The sequence below is a fragment of the Thermosporothrix hazakensis genome (assembly GCF_003253565.1).
GTDB classification, from domain to species: Bacteria; Chloroflexota; Ktedonobacteria; order Ktedonobacterales; family Ktedonobacteraceae; genus Thermosporothrix; species Thermosporothrix hazakensis.
In genome coordinates this window covers 77,244-99,417 of the sequence record NZ_QKUF01000012.1, presented here as the reverse complement: position 1 = coordinate 99,417, position 22,174 = coordinate 77,244, and the positions used below count along the sequence as shown (strand labels likewise).

The following is a 22,174-nucleotide window of genomic DNA, read 5'->3' as shown; positions in this document are numbered from 1 at the left end:
TTGGCAGCCGTGCGATCTCATTCAGAATAGCAGGTTGAGTAGAGAGAGAGTCCCCGAACCCACCCTCCCCGACTTCCGGTATCAGTCCTCCACGCGGTAGTGAACAGTGCGCGATGCCCGGTACTCTTGTCACAATGCCGGACGGTAACAATGAAAATGTGCCTCGTCCTCTGGGCACACTCAAAAGTGCCTTATAACCCTAAGGCGGGGTTTGTGGTCGCTACTGTGCACAGAAATCGGGTACCGACTTTCTCTCTCTAGTCGACCAGCTCGGTGAGCCAGTTTTTTTCCTGAATGGCTGTATCGAGCTCACGTCGACGGCGTGCGATCTCATCGGCCTGCTTGCGGAGCGCCGCGACATCGACGGTTGCGACTTTGCGGATCTCAGCGTGACCATAGCGGTCGGTTCGATCCGCAGCGGTATTTGCCGCTTCATGCAGGAAGGTATATTCTTTTGAAAGGATATCGCGGCGGGCCAGTGCCTCGGTCAGGGTCTGGTGCTCGTCGAAGCGCGTTTGCAGGTTTGTCTTATTAATGCGCACGATCAGCGTCTGCAATTCCTGGAGCAAGCGGCTATACTCGGCCCGGAGTTCCTGTGGATCTTCAGGCGGGGTGTCGCCTTCCTGCACAAGAACGGACTGCAACATACGAGAATGCAACTGCGCCAGTCGCTTTTGAAGATCGGCACGGAGAACAAGCGCTTCTGCGAGCTTCATAGGTCATTCGTCTCCTGATTCGATGTCTATTTTGTGAGAGTTACTGAAAGAAAATTTTTGAAAAAGAGATATGTTGTAATTCGTCAATGAGGATAGTATAGGGGAAGAAAAGGCGCCTGTCAAGCCAAAACAGGGGGGAGAGGGAAAGAAAGGCCATCTCCTCGATGATGACCTTTCTTTTCCGGTTTAGTGCGCGCTCATGGCGAGTTCTTTGGCCTGCTCGGTGTTGATCTCCGAGCGCTTCGGGGCTCGAGCCAGGAAGGCACCCAGGAAGCTGAGCAGGGAGGCCACCGCCGCGGCCCACCACGTGGCGGTAAAGGCATGCGTCATTTGCGCCTTGAACTCGTGCTGGATCTGCGAGTTGATATCCTTCAATTCAGTGCGAATGGCATTGCGCTGCTGTTCGGGGACCTGTGGCGGCAACTGATCGGCCAGTTTGGTAAGATCAAACTGATTCGATGAATTGCCTCCAGATGCGCCTTCTCGATAGTTGCTACTATTCGTTTTGGCGCTCTTGAGCCCCTGAACAATGCCATCACGCATTGGCTGAGGCAGTTTGGTATCTGCCTGCACAATGGAAACAGCGTTTGTGCTGGCCTGCTGCATATTGGCTTGAATCTGGCCGGTAAAGAGGCTGATCAGGACCGCGACGCCGAGACTGAAGCCAATCTGGCGGAACGTGTTGAAGATGCCGCTTCCCACGCCCAGTTTCGTGCGAGGTACCTCGGAAAGCACGATTGCCGGGAAGGCCTGGAAGACAAGTCCCATCCCTGCGCCAAAGAGGATCCCACGCCAGACGATATCAAGGTAGCTGGCATCGGGTGTCAGCAGGGCAAATGTCACCAGACTGACGGTAAGCAGAAAGGTGCCGATCAGGCCCAGGATCTGCGGGTTTGTTCTGATGCGCCCGGCGATAGCCGATACGACAAAGCTCGCCAGCGGGAACGGGATCAAGGCATAGGCCGCGCCCAGTTCGTCATAGCCAAGCAGGTTGACGAAGTAGAGCACCAGAATCAGTGAGCCGCCCTGCATCGCGAAGCCAAACAGGAACATCACCACGTTGGTCGCGCTGAAGCTCCTCCGTTTGAAGAGACTGAAATCTACAATCGGGTAGCGCTGACGCAGTTCTACCAGGACAAAGAGCGCCAGCAGCACCACGGTCGCGACCAGGAGCCCGATGATCGTTGGCGAACTCCAGCCCCAGTCATTGCCCTGCATGATTGCCAGCACCAGACAGAAGATGGTGCCGGAGAGCGTCAGCACGCCCGCAACATCGACGGCCTTACTTGTGTTATGATCGCGGTTCTCGGGCACGAAGAGGGTAACCATGACCAGGCCAACCAGACAGAACGGCAGGTTGACGAAGAAGATCCAGCGCCAGTCAAAATTCTGAATCAGGAAACCACCAAGCACTGGACCGGCAGCGGCAGCCAGACCCGATGAGGCCCCCCAGACGCCCATTGCAGCCCCACGCTTCTCGGCGGGAAAGATGGCCGTCACCAGAGCCAGACTGACCGCGTTCATCGACGAAGCGCCGATGCCTTGAAGGGCGCGGAAACCAATCAGCCAGTTCACGCCGGGTGTCCCTGTCCATCCCCCAATGGTGCCGGAAAGGGCGCATAACAGCGAGGCCAGGCTGAAGACGATCATTCCAAACATGAAGATGCGCTTGCGCCCGTACTGGTCGGCCAACCGTCCCATCGTGACCAGCAGCACGGCGAAGGTCAGACTGTAGGCGTTCAGAGCCCAGGTCACAGTGGTGAGATCAGTCTGTAATTTCGTCTGTATGTCTGGAATTGCGATATTCATAATCGTGGCGTCGAGCAAGGCCATAAAGAAGCCAAAGAGCAACGACACGAGTGCCAGCCAGGGATTGACAGTCCTACCCCCAGGAAGCGTGAAGCCCGCTTCTGCTGGCTGGTTTGTATTGCTTTGCATGGTGTGAGAGAACTCCTTCAGTTCGCAGGGTCTACTATTGATACATTGCTATGTTTGAGTGCGCGCCTGCAATTCATTTTGAATTTCGGCACGCAGCTCTTGCGCCCATGCAAGCTCAAGCTTCCATTGCTTGAGAGAATGATTGCTCATCGTGAGTGCATGTTGAGAAAGGACAGGAGGAAGCTCATTTCGACAAAGAGCCCCAACTTTTTCCGAATAATGTTCAATATGTTTCTGACAATATTCAATATAATCTTCTACCAGAAACAATTGCTCCTCAGGCGGCAAAAAGGGAAACCAGGCGACCTTCTGCAAAAAGAATCGCTGGTAGTCGTACTGGTGGGACCGGGTGTCCATTAAGAGATCATGGAAACGCTTGCGGCCTGCATCCGTGATCTGATACTTGCGTGCCTGACGCTCGCCACTGCCCTCGTTTTCCAGGCATATAATCAGGCCTTCCTTCTGCATCTTATTGAGCAGCGGATACAGACGTCCGTGGCTGATCCTGGTAAAGGGGCCGGTTGCTTTCTGGATTACTTTACTGATCTTGTAGCCGTGAGCGGGGTGCAGCATCAGAACACCCAGGATGATAAGCTCATAATGCATTACACTCTATCGATGTATTCCTTTCTCCTGCCATATAGGTCATGGTGACATGTCACTGTGACATAGTATAGGCGAAAAAAAAGCCCCCTGTCAAGAGTATACAGGGGCTTTCTGGCTAGCGTGCTAGCTCTTTTGGCGGGAACAGGGTGCGATAGATCATATCGGTGATGGCGTCGATCAGGCGTTCTGTGCCCACTTCCGAGGGGACGACGATGCTCATGGTGTCGAACAGGGATAGGAGCACCAGCGCAGTGGCCTCAATATCGAGATCAGGCCAGGTCCTTCCTCGCTCGACGGCAACCTGAATCTTCTTCTCAAGCTCTTGAAGAATATACTCTCGAATCAGCCGCTGGTAGGGCTCCAGACTTTGATCTTGCGTGACCAGTTCGTGCCAGACCTGCCGTAAGCGCATATTCGCCTGGAGCAGCGCCGCGCTGACTGCCGTGCGAATGGTGGCGCGGTAATCGTCTAAGCTGAAATCCATGTCGATCAGGCGGATATGGCTGAAAATCTCCTCAAGTTGTTCGAGAAAGATGGCGATCAGCACCTGTCGTTTGTTGCGGAAGTAGCTGTAGAATGTGCCCACGCTGACCCCCGCGGCCTGCGCGATCTCGTCGGCGGTGGTGCCAATATAGCCCTTCTCGATGAAGAGAGGCACTGCGGCCTTGAGCAGTTCTCGGCGCTTTTCGCGGCTACGCGCTTGCTGCGGAATACGGGGAAAATCCTGATCCTCAAACAGAGATGCTGCTAACTGGCGGAATGAGTCCTGTTCGACGATGTGTTCCTTTTTGTCTTGCATAGTGTGCTACCTCGATCTAGTGTGGATGCCTGACGCCACAGGAAGTTTTCAGCGCAAAGTATAAGGCGCTTTCCTTTCCTCTGTCAACCAAAGCAGAAATATGAATATGACCTCATGTTCCTATTGAAATCCGGTCAAAAATAAGCTATACTCCTCGATGTGGAAGAAAACATGAGGTGAGCCTCAGATTTCAGTATTGATTCTAGCACAAATTGGTCCAAACAACGAAGCAAAAAACTGTAGTGGGAAGGTGATTTTTCGTGAAGAAGCAGCTTTTGTTACACCCGCTTACCTGGATCGTGCTGGTGGTCGCCGGACTGGTCACGCTGGCGATCCCCGCGAGTTATCTCGGCGGCTTGCTCGATCCAGAGGGAAATATGCAGGATTTTCCGATTTTGATTGCCAATGAAGATCATGGCGCAAAGCTCGATGGCAAACAGATCAACCTCGGAGACAAGATTACAGAGAAGATCAAAGATATCAATAGCAAGAATAATAAAGATGCGAATAAAATCAAGTGGATTGAGGTCAAGAATCGTCAGGCTGCGCTCGATCAACTGAACAATGATGAAGCATATGCTGCAATTGTCATCCCATCTGATTATACGTCTCGGATTGCGCAATTGCGTGATCTTAAGAAGCAGAACAAGAAAGAGCCCGTCACGCTTGAGGTCCTGACCAACCACGCTGCCGGAAGTATTGCCGGTTCCGAAGGTGAGAAGATTGCTCAGGGGGCCGCGATGAAGGCAACGAACGACGTGTTGACAGCTCTTCCTGCTATCAAGCCTGCTGGAATCAAGTTGAAGACCCCGCAGACCCCGGCAGAATATCAGCTTTTCCAGCAGCAGTTGATGACGGACCCGCAGGGCGTGATCAAGGCGCAGGCAACCGAGGCCGCGAAGCAAGCCGCTGACCAGACAAAGCGCATTGCCGAAATTCAGGGACAGCTTCAGAAGTCTGTTATTCCGACCGTGACTGACGCGGAGCCGACCGGAGCGAAATCAGGGCATGGTATCGGTGCGTTCTACTTCTCGCTGATGCTCTCGCTGATCGGCTACCTGGGCACCACCATCATTCATCTGGGAACCGAACTGGTGATCGGTCGAATTGAGGTTGATGTCTTCGGCAAAGCGATTCGCTTCCCGCGCGGCCAGATTTCGCCGCTGCTGCTCTGGTTCAGCAAGCTGGTGCTGGTTGTGATCCTGGCCGTTGTCATGGGTCCTGTGCTTACCTGGCTGGCTGTGAACTGCTTCGGCATGCCGGTATCCGATGGCGTGAAGCTTGGCTGGTTCTCGATCCTGGGTATCGGCGCGATCGGGCTGATTACGCTGGCGCTTGCGACCGGCTTTGGCGAGATCGGCGTTCTGCTGGCCCTCTTCCTGACGACGATCCTGGGCGTTCCGGCTGCGGGCGGTATCTATCCGCTGCAAATGGTTCCCGATTTCTTCCGGGCGCTGAGTGGCTGGTTGCCGTTGCGCTATCTCTCTGACGGTCTGCGCTCGCTCGTCTTCTATAATGCAAGAATGGAGGCCGGTCTGAGGAGCGCGATTACCGTTACGAGCATCTATGCAGGCATAGGTTTTCTTCTCAGTCTGGTGTTTGCCGCCATCTCGCAGTTTGTTGCCTCGCAGGGACGCGAAACGGTTCAACAGGCTGCGTAACCCGTCCCATCTCCGGTTTTTTATTCAGTGGGTGACTCAATGGCGAGTCTCCACTGAATTTTTTTTGGTTCTCATGCTGAAGCAGGCATACAGGCCACTCACCAGCACAAGCAGGGCAGAGACGCCAAGCAGCGTATCATAGGGACCGAAGTGGAGACCCAGAAACGAGGCGTCCAGGTGATAGAGATAGTGGCTGATGAGAAAGCCCGCCAGAGGCGCTGAGATCAGTTGTGCCAGCCGCATGCCTGGCTCGATCAGGGCAAAGACACGCCCGAGATACTCGCGTGGTACCAGCCGCATTGCCAGAGGCGAGACTGAGGTATTGAGAAACGAGTTACAGATACCCGTGAGAAAGGTCAGCAGAAACGCCGGAAAGAGGCTGGTTGAGCGTGAAAAGAGCAGCTCGAAGATGCCCATCAGCACCAGGCCACCCTGAAAGGTGCGCAGCGCTCCGAGCCGTCTCAAGCCCCACGTTGCGCTGAGCGCTCCGAGGAGCAGACCCGCGCTACCAACCGCTTCAAACTGCGGAAAGAGGGCGGGCGCGGCGTGCAGGCTATGTTCAAAAAAGAACGGGCCCAGGGTGTTGGTAATGCCACCTCCAAGCATCAATAGAAAGAGACTGACGAGCACACAACGTAACGTCGAGTTCCCTGTCACGTAGCGAACGCCCGACGTAAATTCCTGGAAAAGCGAGGCCTGTTCGCTGCGCTTCGCTTCGGCGGGAGCCTGTACCGCCAGAATGCAGCAGAATGAGATCAAGAACGAGCCCGCATTGATGATAAGCGCCCAGACAGCTCCAGCGCTAAAAAAGAGGATCCCTGCAAGCAGCGGAGCGAGTATCATAAAGGTGCTGTTACTGCTATAGATCATGCTGGATGCTTGCTCGCGTCGCTCGTCCGGGACGATATCGCGGTTCAGGGTCGCACGCGCAGGGGAGAAGAGCAGCGTGCAGAGGGTGCAGAGAAAGATATCTCCATAGATACAGATGAGCTGCCAGAGCGGGTCGAGCCGCCCTGGAATGACACCTGAGACGGGGAGCAACAACAGAATCAGCGCCGCCCGCAGAACATCCATCAGCAGCATGGTGCGACGCTTGTTCCAGCGATCAACGAAAACCCCGGCAATGGGACCAAAAAGGAACGTAGGCAACGCGATACAGAGTTCGAGCACTCCGGCTGCCAGCGGTCCCCAGGCTTGATTGTGCCCTATCTGATAGCTGATCCAGAGCAGAAGGGTCGAGCTAAAAACAAAATCCCCGAAGTTGGAAATAGAAATACCTGTCCAGTACAGGGCGTAGTTGCGGTTAATCAGCAGGCGGGTGAACCAGCCCCGGGGAGCCGTTTCGGCGCTCATGAAAGACCTCCTAAAAACAGGTAGAAAGACTGGCATATATCGTATGTTCGATTGATCTGGATTGTACCATGAAATTAGTACATATGGGAAGAGTGGTTCTATGATACTATGAAGGAGAATGGACAGGCCGCCTCTGAGGTGGCGAGCAAGCAGAAAAAGCAAGACAGGGATGATTGAGATGCAACCTGATTACGAACTGGAAGAAACAATGAGGCTGGAAACGCCTGAGCAGTATAAGGCGCTTGGTGAGCCGCTTCGCCTGCAAATCATCAATTTGTTGCAAGAGCGAGCGGCCACCACGATTCAGCTTGCAGAGGCGCTGCAACTACCGACCAGTACCGTGGCGCATCATCTTCAGGTGCTGGTAAAGGCTGGACTGGTCAAGGTGGTACGTACCCGGCAGGTACGGGCTATTACCGAGCGATATTATGGCAATGTAGCGCGCAGTTTTCTCGGCATTGTTTCCAGAGAAAGCGAGATGAAGGGTGTTGCCCGCGAAATGCATGGCGCGGTGCTGGCTGAGGTCTTCACCGCCATGCAAGAAGACACGCAGAGCGGGCTTGTTCACACGCTTGCCCGGGTGCCAATGAAGCGACGTCGAGAGTTTATCGAGCGTCTGGACGCCCTGGGAAAAGAGTTTGAGCAGGCTGCTGAGGCCGATAGCGACATGTGCGCGTTTCTCGGGGCGATCTATACTGTTCGTCTGCCGCAGCTCCGTCAGGAGGAGGAGAGTGATGATACAGTATGATATAGAAAGGAGCGCGATACACCACTAGTCCTAATGAAAGGGACCGAATGTTGACGGGGGGAAGGTCCGGCCCTATAGTTACTATGGGAAGCGATATCAAGAGCGATATCGGGAGTTCTCTCAAGAGCTGTAGCAAGAGCTGCACACAGCATGGTGAATACAGGCATAGTATTGTTTCTTATTTTGTGTTACTACGTTTCAGGAGAGATGGAGCGCTGTGAATCAGGGAGAGCAGAAATTTTTACACACTTCTGCCGAAATACCGGCGAGGGCGCTGGTCGGGCGGAAATTTGGACGCTATCGCATTGAACAACTGCTCGGGAAGGGAAGCCTGAACGCGGTGTATCTTGCGCGGCAGGAGATGCCCGTGCGTGAAGTGATGATGACGGTTTTCCTGTTACCGCCAGACTGTGCGCGCCCGCTTCAAGAGCGCTTCTTCCAGCGTTTTGCCAGAATCAGCGCCAGAATTATCGGCTTACAGCATCAACATATTTTACCGATTCTGGATTGTGGCATTCAGGATGAGTTTCCCTATCTTGTCACGCCCTTCCTCAACAGCTATACGCTGGCAAGCATCCTGAAGAAGGGACGGCTGGCTCCCGATCAGGCGTTGCGTATCCTGCAACCGCTGGCGGAGGCGCTGGAATACGCGCACCGTCTGGGGGTGATTCATAAGGCGCTGCGCCCGGTGAATATCTGGCTGGATGAGCGGCAGCAGGTGCAGATAGCCGGCTTCGGGTTGGTGGATATTCTGGCGGTACAGGGCATTATCGAGCCACTAACCGGCCCATACGACCATCTCTGTAGCCTGTCAGGTAGTTTTCTTGGCGCTCCTGAATATATCGCTCCTGAAGTGGTGCTTGGCAAGCCGGCGGGCGTGAGCTCCGATGTTTACTCGCTTGGCGCGATTCTCTTCGAGATGCTCAGCGGCAGGCCGCCTTTTAGCGGGAGCGATCCCTTTGAAGTGGCGCTGATGCATGTCCGGCAGCCAATGCCCTCCCTCAGTGATGTTTGCCCTGATCTGCCTGCCAGCCTTGATCTGGTGGTACAGCGTGCGCTTGAGCAGGACCCCGAGCGGCGCTTTCAACAGGCGGGCAAGCTATCCCGTGCGTTGACCCGCGTCCTGAACCTGATCGCCGTTGCTGAGCAGAGCAGCGAGTACCCGGTTGTGGCAAAGTCAAAAGCGCCAACCACAAGAAGCGAGACGCAGCCTCTCAGGCGGATTCCATCGCAGGGCGTCATTCCAAATCGAGTCTCAGCCTCTGGCCTGCATCCCTCCTGGGCCACAGTGACGACCTCGCTTACGAAGGTCAGGTTGACTCATGCGTCCGAAGCGACAACGCAGCCATCCACGCAACGGGTGCAGCCATCACCGGCGCAGCCCCCGAGGCAGCAGCCTGATACGCGGCCGCCCGCTTCACGTCGGAAGGGGATCGCTCGGCGTAGAGTGATTGCGGCGCTTGCGACTGGTGGTGTTTTGCTTGCAGGCGCTCCCTTCGCTGCCTATTTCCTTCAAGGCAAGCTCCAATTTTCCTCGGAAAATACCTCAGCGCATAATGCCGAGCAGCAGGCCGCCATGCCCCCGGGCGTCATCGGCATGAGCGACCAGCAAAAGTTCAACTCGGCGAAAGAGTTCGTCAACGAGAAGGACCACAAGCCAGGGATTCTTGTGCGCTTGAACGATGGAAACTTTGTTGCTTATGAGAGCGCCTGTACCCATGAAGCGGGCGCGACCGTGCACTATGATCCCGAGAAGCAGATGTTGATTTGCCCGCGCCATAATGCCGCCTTTGATCCTTATGACAATGGGAAAGTGTTGCGGGGCCCGGCAACGAAGCCGCTGGTAAAGGTCCTTATCCGTGTGAATCCCGATGGCACCATCACCAATGACTGAGGAAAGCGGCACTTTTGCAGCATTGAGCAATAGAGATACGTATGAGTTTTTAGAGAATAATCAGGGGAAATCCTGACCGTGGAGAGACCTGTCAGGCTGCCTCTGATGCGGTATCAGGCATATAGAAAAAGCGTGATGGATGCGGATGCCAGATCCAAAAGCAAAAAAATCTGTCTCCTATTGATAGGTATGAATCGTAACATAAATAGAAATGATGAGGGATGCCAAAGAGCAGGGAAAACATCTTTCATCAGAAAGGTGTGGTGCTATTTGGCACTCATATTCTGATCAATAGTTTTGACAGAATTGCTCATTGGAGAAAGGAAAGGGTAAACATTATGGTTTCAGCAGTGATTATGGCTGGAGTACTTGGAACTCTCTGGGCATGGATTGTCTGGATTGTGATTGGTGGTATTGCAGGCGCTATTGCTGACCGCATTGTGCAGGGGGATCGGTTAGGAATTCTCGGTAACATTATTCTCGGTATCGTTGGTGGTCTTCTCGGCGGCATTATCCTCGGGCTATTCGATCTCGGTGGACAGGGGATCATCTGGACATTTGTTACAGCCCTGATAGGTGCAATTATTCTCTTGTTGATCGCAAAAGCAGTTATGGGTGGTGTTGGTGGTCCGGCTCGTCGTCCGTAATGAGAAGACACATCAGACACAGCGAAGGGCTTCTCCTGAAAAAGGAGGGGCCCCTTTTTTATGATCTGGTGGAACAGTTGGCCGGGGAAGCTACCAGCAAGACAGTGCGATTGGTCATAGCCGCAAGAAAAAGCCGCCTCCGCAAAGAACGAAGGCGGCCTTGTTTTCTACCTATCAGATTTAGTGATCGAGCTCGAAGCCAGAAAGGTTGATACCGAGATCGGGCAGACCGTCTCGTGAGGTATCTTCCACGAACTGGATCTTCTGCTCGTCCTCATTCAGGACCTCAACGTTAATGGCGAGCGCCTGAAGCTCTTTGACCAGAACCTTGAAGGATTCGGGCACACCGGGCTCCACAATCTGCTCACCCTTCACGATGGCCTCATAGGTCTTCACACGACCGACGGTATCGTCGGACTTCACGGTCAGGATCTCCTGAAGCGTATGGGCTGCGCCATAAGCTTCAAGGGCCCAGACTTCCATCTCACCGAAGCGCTGACCACCGAACTGGGCTTTACCACCGAGCGGCTGCTGGGTGATCAAGCTGTACGGGCCAGTCGAGCGGGCGTGAACCTTATCTTCGACAAGGTGGGCTAGCTTGAGCATGTAGGTGTAACCGACCGTGATCGGGTGATCAAACGGCTCACCGGTACGACCATCATACAACTGAACCTTACCACTCTCAGGGAGTCCAGCACGCTTGAGGAGCTCAATGATATCCTCTTCGGTTGCGCCATCGAAGACCGGGGTTGCGACTTTCAACCCGAGTTCATGCGCGGCCCAACCAAGATGGGTCTCCATGATCTGACCGATATTCATACGGTGAGGCACACCAAGCGGGTTCAGAATGATATCGACCGGGGTGCCATCGGGCAGGAACGGCATGTCCTCAACCGGCAGCACGCGCGAGATAACACCCTTATTTCCGTGGCGTCCGGCCATCTTGTCGCCAGTACCGATCTTTCGTTTCTGGGCGACGCTTACGCGGACCACCTGATTGACACCAGGGGAGAGCTCATCGCCAGCCTGACGCGAGAAGACCTTGACCGAAATGACCTTACCATGCTCACCGTGAGGCAGACGCAGCGAGGTGTCTTTTACTTCGCGGGCCTTCTCACCGAAGATTGCACGCAGGAGTTTCTCTTCTGCGGTCAGCTCGGTCTCACCTTTTGGTGTGATCTTACCAACCAGAATATCCTGTGGGCCAACTTCCGCGCCGACATAGACAATACCGCGCTCGTCAAGGTGGCGCAGCGCCTCCTCACCGACGTTCGGAATATCGCGGGTGATCTCTTCGGGACCAAGCTTGGTGTCGCGGGCCTCCGTTTCGTACTCGTCAATGTGGATTGACGTGAAGAGGTCTTCGCGCACGATACGCTCACTGATCAGGATCGCGTCCTCGAAGTTACCACCTTCCCAGCTCATAAAGGCAACCAGAATGTTCTGACCCAGAGCCAGTTCGCCATCTTCCGTCGAGGAGTTGTCGGCGATAACCTGACCCTTCGAGACATAGTCACCCTTCTTGACAATCGGGCGCTGGTTGATGCAGGTGCCGTTGTTCGAGCGGGCATACTTGCGCAGCACGTGAGTGTGCAGCTTGCCATGCTCGTCGATGATCTCGATCTTTTTGGCTGTGGACGAAACCACTTCACCGGCTTCCTCAGCCACAACGACCTGACCGGAATCGATCGCAACCTGACGCTCAATACCCGTACCGACGATCGGAGCCTGCGGGCGCAGCAGAGGCACGGCCTGACGCTGCATGTTCGCACCCATCAGTGCTCGGTTCACGTCGTCGTGTTCCAGACAGGGGATCAGAGCACTGGCAACACTGACGGTCTGGCGTGGCGAGACGTCCATATAGTCAATGACGGAGGACGAAACCTCAACGATATCACCACCATAGCGGGCAAGCACGCGAGCCTCGGCGAACTCGTTGTTCTCGGTCAGAACCGCGTTTGCCTGGGCGATGTAGAAGTTCTCCTCATCGTCGGCGGTGTGGTACTCGATTTCCTCAGTGACGAACGGGCGCACTTTCACCTGTGTGCTACCGAGGAGTGCCGAAAGCTTCTCGAACAGTTCCGGCGTCACGCGTACCGGCGTGCGGGCCTTGTACAGCACCTCGCCATCGGCAGTGACGATGTCTTCGCGCTCGCGTCCATAGATACCCTGTAGCTCGTGGCCAATCAGGCGGCGATCATTGGCGGCGATGCGCTTATAGACCTTGCGGTATGGCGTCTCAATGAAGCCATAGTCATTGATCTGTCCATAGGTTGCAAGGTTGCTGATCAGACCAATGTTTGCACCTTCCGACGTCTCAATCGGACAGATACGGCCATAGTGCGACGAGTGAACGTCACGAACCTCGAAGCTTGCGCGCTCACGCGAAAGACCGCCAGGGCCCATTGCGGAGAGACGGCGCTTGTTGTCGATCTCGGAGAGCACGTTCACCTGGTCCATGAACTGCGAGAGTGGGCTACCACCGAAGAACTCGCGGATCGAGGCAACAACCGGACGGATGTTGATCAGCGCGTTCGGTGTGGCCTGATCGGGCTCCTGAATGCTCATGCGCTCTTTGACGACGCGCTCCATACGCTGCAAGCCAACACGGAACTGAGCCTGAATCAGCTCACCGACGCTGCGCACGCGGCGATTCCCCAGATGGTCGATGTCATCGGGGCGCCCACGGCCATTGTTCAGTGCGATCAGGCGGCGCACGATGTTCACGATATCGTCCAGTGTCAGAATGCGGTAGCTCTGCGGTGTGGACAGATCGAGCTTGCGGTTGAGCTTGTAGCGACCAACCTTGCCCAGATCATAGCGGCGCGCATTAAAGAAGAGGTTGCGCACCAGCGAGCGGGCATTGTCCAGCGTGGCAGGATCGCCCGGGCGCAGGCGCTTGTAGAGCTCAAGCAGTGCCTCTTCTTCGGTCTTCACTGGATCGCGGTCCAGCGTGGCCTGAATATAGCGAATATTTGGATTGTTGTCTACTTCTGCAAAGGCATCGAGGATACCCTGATCGGTGGCAAGGTTGACCTCTTCAGAATGCCACTGCTCTTTTGCCAGCGAACCGATGGCGCGTAGCAGCGTCGTGACTGGAATCTTACGCTTGCGGTCAATTTTGACGGAGAGCAGATTTTTATTGCTGGTTTCAAACTCCAACCACGCCCCGTGATTCGGAATGACCTTCGCGGCAAAGAGCCGCTTCCCTGTGGTGGCATCCTCATCAACCGTGTAATACACGCCGGGAGAGCGGACAAGCTGGCTGACGACAACACGTTCGGCACCGTTAATAATAAAGGTACCGGCCTTTGTCATCAGCGGAAAGTCTCCCATGAACACATCTTTTTCGATGATCTCGCCTGTCTCTTTGTTAATTAAGCGTGCCTTAACTGTGAGAGGCGCGGCATAGGTCGCATCGCGTTCGCGGCATTCATCCTCCGAATATTTCGGCTTGCCGAATGGCTCAGGAGGAACGATAAATTCCAGACTCAGATTCTTGCCGGTGAAGTCCTCAATGGGGGAAATTTCCTCAAAGAGTTCCTTCAAGCCCTCCTGCTTAAACCACTCAAAAGAGTCTATCTGAATCTGGATAAGATTCGGCATTGGCCGGATTTCGGGAATGCGGGCGAACGAGACTCGTTCAGGGAGAATAGGAGTTTTTACACTTACTGCCATGTAGATGTTCTCCTTTAACCTAGTTGCCGGAATTGAAAGCGTACGAGAGACACAGAGATGCAAGCCTCTCAACAGCGTGAAATGAAAGGTGTAAGCTCATGCGATTACGGTGAGTTCTCTTCTCTTCTATAATAAAGAAGCTCCTGTTGGTTCCTGACCTTCAAGATGCAAACGCTTTGTGACCGGAGGAGAGATAAAAAGAGGCTCTGCAAAACATCATGAAACGCTCCCCCTGTCCTTCAGGACCAGGAGAACGCGGGTTCCTTGGAAATTTTTGTGTGTTCATGACGCCACAGTTGCCCTGCTTAATGATACCCTCAAACGTCACAAAAAACACCGTACTTTCGGACGATGTTTTTTTCTCAAAAGTATGCTATAATAGAAACAAACAAAGACCTGTAAGGGGAAACCTGCGGGTCTTCTCCTTTTTTGGATAGTGAGGTGAGTGCCCGATCAGGTCATACACAGCCATGAGCGACCCTTTGCAGGCGCTCTGGTTTGACTTCTGTGAAAAGCTCGATAACACAATTTCCCCTAAGCCTCTATTATATCCTATATGGCAAGGGCTGGCGATACCCCCGGGTAATGATTCCTACTCCCTCTCCCTGACCTGTAAACCCGCTTCCTGGGCGCTCCCGCTGCTTTCCCGTCTGAAAAAGATTCTTAGAGGTGGAAAGAGCCGCGAGGGCCATGTTTCGATACAACGCCATCGGTCCGGTTGACAGGTGTGGCTGCACGGCTCCCGAACGCGCCTGTCCGAATAACTCCTCCTCGGGAGCAGCAGCGCGCAGACGACACGTCCAGATATTCGCAAATGAAAAATCGATGCGCCAAAAAGGCAGGGCCTGCACGTTTAGTATTGTGCGTCCCATAGGTAATAGGCTAAAGTAGTATGGAGTTGATGTGTTGAAAGGCTTATGGTGACTTATGAGACCACTCCAAAAATGCGATCTTGTGATGAAAGGCGGGATTACAAGCGGGATTGTATATCCTCCGGTAATCTTGCAGTTGAAGGATCGGTACATTCTGCGCAAAATTGGCGGCACCTCTGCCGGGGCTATCGCGGCCACAATTGCGGCGGCGGCAGAATATTGCCGCGATCAGGGCGGTTTCGAGTATGTGGAAAAGATGGGGCAGTGGCTTGGCTCCGGGCGAAACCTGCGCAACCTCTTTCAGCCCGAGCGTGAAACGCGTCCGCTGATGACGATTGTTGATGCGTTTTTCCCCCCTGTCGCGCCTTCGGCAACGGCGGATAAGAAGCAGCGTCCGCCGCGGCGCTTGTGGTCTGGTGTGTGGCGGCTCTTCTTCCTCTGGTGGGTTCGCTATCCTGTCCTGTCCCGAGGTGTGCTGTTTGGGCTGGTGGGTGGCATGCTGCTGGCAGGGCTCTGTGCCTTGATTGTGCTCGGGTTGATCTCGCTGTTTGATCGCAGCGGGGCTCTCTGGCACCAAACGGTGTTCTGGAGTGTCTGGCTGGTGCTCGGGCTGGTGTTCGGACTGGTTGGCTTGCAGATTGGTGGGATCCTCCACGCATTGCGGCAGCTTCCACAACATGGGTATGGCATCTGTTCCGGCTACTCCCCTTCCGGCGACGAGCGGGTGCTGATGAACTGGCTTGCCCGCTGTCTGGATGGTATGCTTGCCGGGGGACGCGAGACGGTGCTGACCTTTGGCGATCTCAAACGCAATCGGGGCCGTCGTGACGAGGCCGGCAAGCCAGAGAGCATTGAATTAAGCATGGTCACAACCAACCTGAGCCAGGGCCGACCCTATGTGTTGCCCAACGAACTGAAGGGCTTCATCTTCTGTGCTGATGAGATGCGGCGCTACTTCCCGGAACCTATCGTTGCGCATATGGTGCAGTATGCGGGCCGCTTTGACGGCGATAACGAGCTTTCGGCGCTGGCGCTCCCTGAGGGCTACCACTTTCTGCCTGAAAAAGAGCAGCTTCCGGTGCTGGTTGCCATGCGTCTGAGTCTGAGCTTCCCATTACTGCTCAGCGCGTTGCCCTTCTATACCATCCGTTCATCTGCCCTGCAAGAGCTGTTGCGGGGAGACAGGGAGCGGCTTGAGCCTGCCGATTTGCAGCAGAACTGGTTCAGTGATGGCGGCATCTGTAGCAATTTCCCAATTGAGTTTTTTGATTCCTGGTTCCCGCATTATCCGACGTTTGGTATTAATCTGCTCTCACTCTCAAAAGAGCACTTTGTCAAGATGGATCAGGGGAGCCCACGCAGGCGCCTGCGCAGGCAGTTGTTCTCTGCCCTTGACCATCGACCGAATCGGAAAACCCTGCTTGACGAGCGCGATGATGTGCATCTGCCGCATCCGCAGGAGCTTCAGGATCCTGAATGGAACGAGCTCGAAGGCATCGACTCGTTTCTGTCGGCGGTGATCGGTACCGGGCTTGGCTATCGTGATACCCTGCAAGCAGCGCTTCCAAGCTACCGTGAGCGTATCGTACAGATCAGATTGAGCGACGATGAGGGCGGCATGAATCTGAATATGCCTCCGGCAACCATCAAGGCGATTGTGGAGAAGGGGCGCCGGGCCGGTCAGTTGCTTACTGAGTTCGATATGGAGCAGCATCGTTGGGTGCGCTTCCAGGTGCTTATGGCGCAGCTTGAGCAGAATCTGTCCGCGATGAATGAGGCAATGCATGAGGATGAGATGCGTCAACTGTTCCGGGAGGTCTGGAGCTCGCCTGATTTCCCGTATCAGCGCTTACGTCCCTGGTGCGAGAATGCTGAGACCCGGCTGATGGAGCTACACGAGTTGGTTTCTCACTGGCGCAAGCTGGCGGCAGAGCGCGGCGTTGCTTACCACTTCTCTGATGAGCAAACTCCACGGCCGCGCCCGGTCATGCGGCTGACAACCGAGCTTTAAGCAAGCAGGTAGAGAAGCGGCGAAGGCTTTCTTCGTCGCTTTTTTGTGGTTTCCTGTTCTATAAATACTGCAAAACTCACAGCTTTAGCCTGGCTTGCGCCAGCGCTCGCTGATCAACAGAAAGGTAAATACCTCTCTATCGGGATTAGAAATTTTTAGGGGCAATAACAACGCTGCTCATCTGGCTTGAGAGCGATCAAGAAGAGATAAATACTGTAATAGAGAAGAAAAATAGGGTATACTTATACTGACGGGAATTATATGACAGGAAAGAGGGAGGGGAACATCATGTTTGCGTCGGTGTAGAGGCTGGTGCTACAATGTGGCCTTGTATGTGCCATAGAATACACGCTTTGGCTCTAGCTTTGCTGCGTGAATGCTTTGCTGTGGCGGCGCGGTGAAACAGGGTGCTAGACTGCCCGCATGGTTTGACTTGCCAAATCGAGCAAGCCGGCAATGAGGACATACTTTTTTTCTGGTGGGTATGGCGGAGGGGGTTCCTCAACTTCACGCAGGCACTACCCGGATGTTTTGAAGATAGGCGAGGAAAGGATTTACCTGCTATGAAGCCATACCGAGTGCTTCTCTTTGACCTCGATGGAACGTTGACTGATCCCAAACCGGGCATTACTCGTTCTGTTCAGCATGCTCTGAAACGCATGGGGATTGTTGAAAATGATCTTGATTCGTTAGTCCCCTTTATTGGGCCTCCTTTGAGCGATTCATTTCAATACTTTTATGGAATGGACGATAGACAGGCGCGACAGGCTGTCGAGTTCTACCGTGAATACTTTGCTGTGCGCGGATTGTTTGAGAACGCGGTTTTCCCTGGTATTGTCGAGTTGCTGCAAGAGCTCCAGATGCAGGGAACGCGTCTGATGGTGGCAACCTCAAAACCGACGACGTTTGCACTGCGCATTCTGGATCACTTCCAGCTTTCTCCGTATTTCGAGTATATTGCGGGGAGCGAGCTTGATGGCTCACGAGTCAAGAAGAGTGAGGTCATAGCGCATGTCCTGACAGAACGTTCACTGTATGACAAGACCGAGATTGTTATGATTGGAGACCGAGAGTTCGATATTGTGGGAGCGCAGAAAAACGGCCTGGACTCGATCGCGGTTAAGTATGGGTATGGCACGGCCCAGGAACTTGAGTCAGCCCGGCCCACCTATATTGTGGAGACCGTCCAGGAACTCGCGGATCTGCTGGCCGAGCGTGAATTGGTCTCCTGAACAGGTGTGGAGAGGAAGATAACCGCTTCCTCTCCTCCCAGCTCATTATTGAATAGTCGCTGTGGCCGGCACGATTAATGAGATATTTTCATCGGCGACCCGGGCAAAAATGGGGGTCTGTCCACGTACTTCCCCGTCAAGTGTGGCGTCATGTGGCGCTCCCTCAACGTCGATGGTCACGCTCTTTGCCTTGAAGTGGTGAATGCCAGGAACGTCGGTCAATTCGGCTGCCAGCAGTTCGGGGTATTGTGCATGCCAGCTCTGTTCATTGGGGGGCTGATGGTCCTGCCGGGTGAAGAAGCGAGCCACACGGAACATCAATTGATCGAGGCTGATATCTTCGACTACCACGACATCAAGCAAGCGATCTTGCAGGCTGACTCCGGGCACGGTTGCTTGCAACATGCCCCAGAAAATGGGGGCGTTGACGACGGTTGCCTGTGCGGCCCGACAGCGGAGCATGACGGGTTTGCTGTAGATTTCGAGCGGTGCGCCCGGCGTGGGATGGTAGGCTACACCTTTCAACTGTATCACCACATTGATCGGCGAGTAGTTGCGCACTGCCTCCATCACGGCGACGGGATAGGTCATCGGGCCGAACTGCTGACGTATATCGCGGTTGGTTGCCAGCCGAGCAAATGCGACATTCAGCCCGACGGTTAACGCGTGAGTGAAGTACATCTTCTCCTGCGGGGGGATGACGATGTTCTCTGTGGGGTGCGGCTGTTGCTCTGCGGGCTGTGCCACGCCCAGATCAATCTTTTTGATAATGCCTGTTGCAACCACTTCTGCGGCACGAACCGGATCAATAGGAATGCCAACCGTGCGCGCGACATCGTTGGCGGTGCCAAGCGGGATAATCCCGAGCGGGAGCTGCGTGTTGACCAGGTGAGCCGTCACGCCGCCTACCAGACCATCCCCTCCGGCTGCAATGACAAGCTCAATTCCCTCTTCCTGCCATTTCTGGCCCTGCTTTGGAAGCGTGTCCAGCTCAGTTATGGGAAAGTGGTCTACGACGTCGATGTTGTTCTGTTGGAGCGCCTCAAGAGCCTGATTCAGTTGTGCTGAACGGCCCGAACGGGGGCTATGAATAACGATTCCTCTCTTCATCTTCTGTACCCGTCTGCCCTCTCCTTCTATTGGGTAAAAATGTGCTCTATTTTGTCCTGATTTGCTGCTAGTATAACGTATAGGATAGCGAACTCGCAATCAGTATTCTATGAAGAAAGGACGTAGAAATCATATGTTTCTCAAAGCCTGTTTGAACGGAAGCCGGACTGCGGGGGAACATCCCACGGTCCCGCTGACGCCTGAGCAGCTTGCGCAGGATACTATACAGACGGTAGCAGCAGGGGTACAGGCAGTGCATCTGCATGTGCGTGCGGCAGATGGCACACAGACGCTCGATCCTGACGACGTTGCTCGCACGTTGACCACGATTCGCGCTCGTTGTCCTGGGGTTCCTCTTGGAATCAGTACCGCAAGCTGGATAGAGCCGGACCCGGCGCGGCGTCTGGAGCTCGTTCGTTCCTGGACGGTCCTGCCTGATTTTGCCTCGGTCAATTTCGTGGAGCCGGGAGCGGTCGAGCTCTGCATGACGCTGCTTGAACGGGGTATCGGAATCGAGCCAGGCCTGGGGAGCAGTGAGGATGCTCGATTGCTGCTACGCTCGGGATTGGCCTCGAGTTCGGTACGTGTGTTGCTGGAACCGGAGGAACAGGAGCTTCCCGAGGCGCTGCATGTGACCTCGGAGATGTTGCGGCTGCTGGAAGCGGGCAGCGTGACCTGTCAGATTCTGTTGCACGGATTTGAGCGAACGGCCTGGCCACTGCTCGAAGAGGCGGCGCGGCGGGGGTTGGCCTCGCGCATCGGGCTTGAGGATACGCTGTTGCTGCCAGATGGGCGACAGGCACGAAGTAATGAAGAGATGGTAACAGCGGCACGGCGGCTTTGTGCTCCATATGAATAAGGCATCTGCTGAAAGAGAGCCTTTTGTTCTGAAGAGCCTGTAGAGCAATGGGCACTTGTGGCAGGGAGTGTTAAAGCACTCCCTGATACAGCATGTCAACGTCCAGTTCCAGATCAAGGACCTCAAGCTGTATGGTCCCGGCTTCATATATTTCCTGCTTCCAATCAGTGTCGCGGCGATAGACCTCGATTTGCTGCTTGCCCTGACTTGCCAGGATGAAGACTTGCAGGCTGGCACAGCGTTTATACCGCTCGAACTTCTCGGTTCTGTCGTAGTGCTCCGTGCTTGGAGAGAGCACCTCAATGACGATGAGCGGAGAAATGCCCTTCTTTCCGGGCTTGCGATCCCCCAGATCACAGGTGACGACCACATCGGGAATGACGGGCGGCTGGTTATCGGGGATAAAAACATGTCGCCCTGCCTGTACAGAGCAGGGACCGCCGCGGCGGAGCTGACTGGCAAGGTCAACTAAAAAGTGACTCGTTAGCTCGCCATGACTCCAACTGGAGCCGGTCATATCGATAATGATCCCGGATCGTGTTCGGGGATCGTAATTGATCAGTTCGTAACGATATGGTTGCTCGCCGCTGATAAGGCGCTCAAAAGCCTCAAGTGTTGCGGGAACACCGTGCATTATCTCAGATGAGTGTGGTTGTTGAGCCATTGCTAACCCACCTTCTCTCAGGGGCTGACCAGGGAGCAAAAAGGCACTCCTCGGATATTATATCCGACAGATTTTCTATGCACCCTGCTTGCCCTGTGTACATGCCTTCCCACACGCTGTTGCTGCCAGGCAGGCGACAGGTACGAAGTAATGAAGAAATGGTAACAGCGGCATGGCGGCTTTACTCCGCATATGAGCGAGTTTAAGGGCGACCTATGCTACAAGCATAGCTGATCCCTTGCTGTTCGTTTTGGGCACTCTTTATACTACCTGTCAGGTGATCGAATCACACTACCAGAGTTGAAAGGAAGCGCCTTCATGCGTGTATTGATCCTGGGCGGTACAGGTTTTATTGGGCCGTCTGTGGTACGTCGTTTATATGAGCGCGGTCACGAACTGACCCTTTTCCATCGGGGACAGCATGAGATCGAGACCCCGGCAGAGGTTCGACATATTCATTGTGATCCAACCAGGCAGCCGGTAGAGGCTCTCCCGGAGTATCGCGAGACCTTGCGCGAGCTGGCACCCGATGTCGTGCTATATATGGTGCCGTGGTCCGACCGAGATAGCCGTATCCTTGTTGAGACGATTCGCGGAATAGCCCGGCGTGTCGTCGGGATCAGCAGTCAGGATGTGTACCGTGCGTACGGTCGGCTGCATGGGACGGAGCCGGGACCAATCGAGCCGGTTCCCCTGACCGAGGATTCGCCATTGCGCGAGAAGCTGTACCCCTATCGCGACCCGAACAGCAAGCAGACAGAGTATCCTTTGTTTGATATGGGAGCATATGACAAGATTCTTGCCGAGCGGGTCCTGATGGGCGCTTCAGAGCTTGCGGGTACGATTCTGCGGCTGCCGATGGTTTATGGTGAGCGAGATACGCAGCACAGGCTCTATCTCCATTTGAAGCGGATGGATGACCAGCGCCCCGCTATTCTGCTTGATAAGGGCCTTGCTCGCTGGCACTGGACGCGCGGGTATGTCGAGAATGTGGCCGAGGCGATCGCGCTCGCTGTCACCTCAGACCAGGCAGCCGGGCGCATCTACAACGTTGGTGAGCCGTTCACGCTTTCGTTTGCCGACTGGATCCAGACGCTTGCGAAGGTGGTTGGCTGGCAGGGCGATATTGTCACGTTCCCCCGAGAGAGTATGCCACCACAATTGCTTTTCCCGGTCAATACCGATCAGGATATTGTGACCGATACCTCGCGTATTCGAGTGGAACTTGGCTATCAGGAGCCGGTGGGGCTGGATGAGGCGCTTCGGCGTACTGTAGCCTGGGAACGCGCGAATCCACCACAGGGACTTGACCCACGCCTGTTTGATTACAAAGCGGAGGATGAGCTATTGCGCTCTCGTCACTAACAAAAAAGAGCCGTGGCACGA

General features: G+C 54.7%; 17 protein-coding genes. 8 read left to right on the top strand and 9 right to left on the bottom strand.

All coding sequences use genetic code 11. The features are described 5' to 3' along the window. Positions 1–257: 257 nt before the first annotated feature. The 4 genes from EI42_RS17420 to EI42_RS17405 all read right to left on the bottom strand — a co-directional run bounded on the left by EI42_RS17420 (position 258) and on the right by EI42_RS17405 (position 4,059). Positions 258–716 carry a DIP1984 family protein gene (locus EI42_RS17420; protein WP_111323903.1) on the bottom strand — a complete coding sequence of 153 codons (459 nt, stop codon included), beginning with the start codon at positions 714–716 and terminating at the stop codon, positions 258–260. 186 nt (positions 717–902) lie between these two features. Further along, positions 903–2,654 carry an MFS transporter gene (locus tag EI42_RS17415; RefSeq protein WP_111323902.1) on the bottom strand — a complete coding sequence of 584 codons (1,752 nt, stop codon included), beginning with the start codon at positions 2,652–2,654 and terminating at the stop codon, positions 903–905. Between the two features lie 48 nt (positions 2,655–2,702). Continuing rightward, a complete protein-coding gene (locus EI42_RS17410) occupies positions 2,703–3,260 on the bottom strand; it encodes a PadR family transcriptional regulator (protein ID WP_111323901.1) in 558 nt (185 codons plus the stop codon). Between the two features lie 115 nt (positions 3,261–3,375). After that, positions 3,376–4,059 (bottom strand): TetR/AcrR family transcriptional regulator, encoded by a 684-nt coding sequence (locus tag EI42_RS17405; RefSeq protein WP_111323900.1) that lies wholly within the window; start codon positions 4,057–4,059, stop codon positions 3,376–3,378. 260 nt (positions 4,060–4,319) lie between these two features. Here EI42_RS17405 and EI42_RS17400 point away from each other — a divergent pair, with 260 nt between their 5' ends. After that, complete coding sequence (locus tag EI42_RS17400) at positions 4,320–5,720, top strand: YhgE/Pip domain-containing protein (RefSeq protein ID WP_111323899.1); 1,401 nt, start codon at positions 4,320–4,322, stop codon at positions 5,718–5,720. A 36-nt stretch (positions 5,721–5,756) separates the two neighbouring features. Here EI42_RS17400 and EI42_RS17395 read toward each other — a convergent pair whose 3' ends face one another. Beyond that, complete coding sequence (locus tag EI42_RS17395) at positions 5,757–7,073, bottom strand: MFS transporter (protein ID WP_170142712.1); 1,317 nt, start codon at positions 7,071–7,073, stop codon at positions 5,757–5,759. A 169-nt stretch (positions 7,074–7,242) separates the two neighbouring features. Between EI42_RS17395 and EI42_RS17390 the strand changes: the two genes are divergently transcribed. The 3 genes from EI42_RS17390 to EI42_RS17380 all read left to right on the top strand — a co-directional run bounded on the left by EI42_RS17390 (position 7,243) and on the right by EI42_RS17380 (position 10,362). After that, on the top strand, positions 7,243–7,821 hold the full coding sequence (locus tag EI42_RS17390; RefSeq protein ID WP_111323897.1) for an ArsR/SmtB family transcription factor: 579 nt from the start codon (positions 7,243–7,245) through the stop codon (positions 7,819–7,821). 217 nt (positions 7,822–8,038) lie between these two features. Then, on the top strand, positions 8,039–9,715 hold the full coding sequence (locus tag EI42_RS17385) for a protein kinase domain-containing protein (protein WP_111323896.1): 1,677 nt from the start codon (positions 8,039–8,041) through the stop codon (positions 9,713–9,715). 338 nt (positions 9,716–10,053) lie between these two features. Beyond that, on the top strand, positions 10,054–10,362 hold the full coding sequence (locus EI42_RS17380; protein ID WP_111323895.1) for a GlsB/YeaQ/YmgE family stress response membrane protein: 309 nt from the start codon (positions 10,054–10,056) through the stop codon (positions 10,360–10,362). A 180-nt stretch (positions 10,363–10,542) separates the two neighbouring features. Here EI42_RS17380 and rpoB read toward each other — a convergent pair whose 3' ends face one another. Next, the gene (gene rpoB / locus EI42_RS17375; protein ID WP_111323894.1) at positions 10,543–14,040 is read right to left on the bottom strand and encodes a DNA-directed RNA polymerase subunit beta; all 3,498 of its coding nucleotides are present in this window, start codon (positions 14,038–14,040) and stop codon (positions 10,543–10,545) included. 545 nt (positions 14,041–14,585) lie between these two features. Then, a complete protein-coding gene (locus EI42_RS33350; RefSeq protein WP_211326228.1) occupies positions 14,586–14,912 on the bottom strand; it encodes a hypothetical protein in 327 nt (108 codons plus the stop codon). 55 nt (positions 14,913–14,967) lie between these two features. Here EI42_RS33350 and EI42_RS17365 point away from each other — a divergent pair, with 55 nt between their 5' ends. Then, complete coding sequence (locus EI42_RS17365; protein ID WP_111323892.1) at positions 14,968–16,923, top strand: cell division FtsX domain-containing protein; 1,956 nt, start codon at positions 14,968–14,970, stop codon at positions 16,921–16,923. Positions 16,924–17,486: 563 nt separating this feature from the next. Continuing rightward, positions 17,487–18,155, top strand: a complete 669-nt coding sequence (locus tag EI42_RS17360; RefSeq protein WP_111323891.1) for an HAD family hydrolase — start codon at positions 17,487–17,489, stop codon at positions 18,153–18,155. A 45-nt stretch (positions 18,156–18,200) separates the two neighbouring features. On the opposite strand, the gene EI42_RS17355 is transcribed toward EI42_RS17360, so the two are convergent. Further along, positions 18,201–19,265, bottom strand: coding sequence for a diacylglycerol/lipid kinase family protein (locus tag EI42_RS17355; RefSeq protein ID WP_111323890.1), 1,065 nt, complete (start codon positions 19,263–19,265; stop codon positions 18,201–18,203). Positions 19,266–19,398: 133 nt separating this feature from the next. Between EI42_RS17355 and EI42_RS17350 the strand changes: the two genes are divergently transcribed. Continuing rightward, positions 19,399–20,124 (top strand): 3-keto-5-aminohexanoate cleavage protein, encoded by a 726-nt coding sequence (locus EI42_RS17350; RefSeq protein WP_111323889.1) that lies wholly within the window; start codon positions 19,399–19,401, stop codon positions 20,122–20,124. 70 nt (positions 20,125–20,194) lie between these two features. Here the strand turns inward: EI42_RS17350 and EI42_RS17345 are convergent, their stop codons facing one another. Then, entirely contained in the window at positions 20,195–20,788 is a 594-nt protein-coding gene (locus EI42_RS17345; protein WP_111323888.1) for a Uma2 family endonuclease, read from the bottom strand. Positions 20,789–21,106: 318 nt separating this feature from the next. Here EI42_RS17345 and EI42_RS17340 point away from each other — a divergent pair, with 318 nt between their 5' ends. Beyond that, positions 21,107–22,153: an NAD-dependent epimerase/dehydratase family protein gene (locus EI42_RS17340; RefSeq protein WP_111323887.1), complete on the top strand. Its 1,047-nt coding sequence runs from the start codon at positions 21,107–21,109 to the stop codon at positions 22,151–22,153. Positions 22,154–22,174 lie beyond the last annotated feature (21 nt).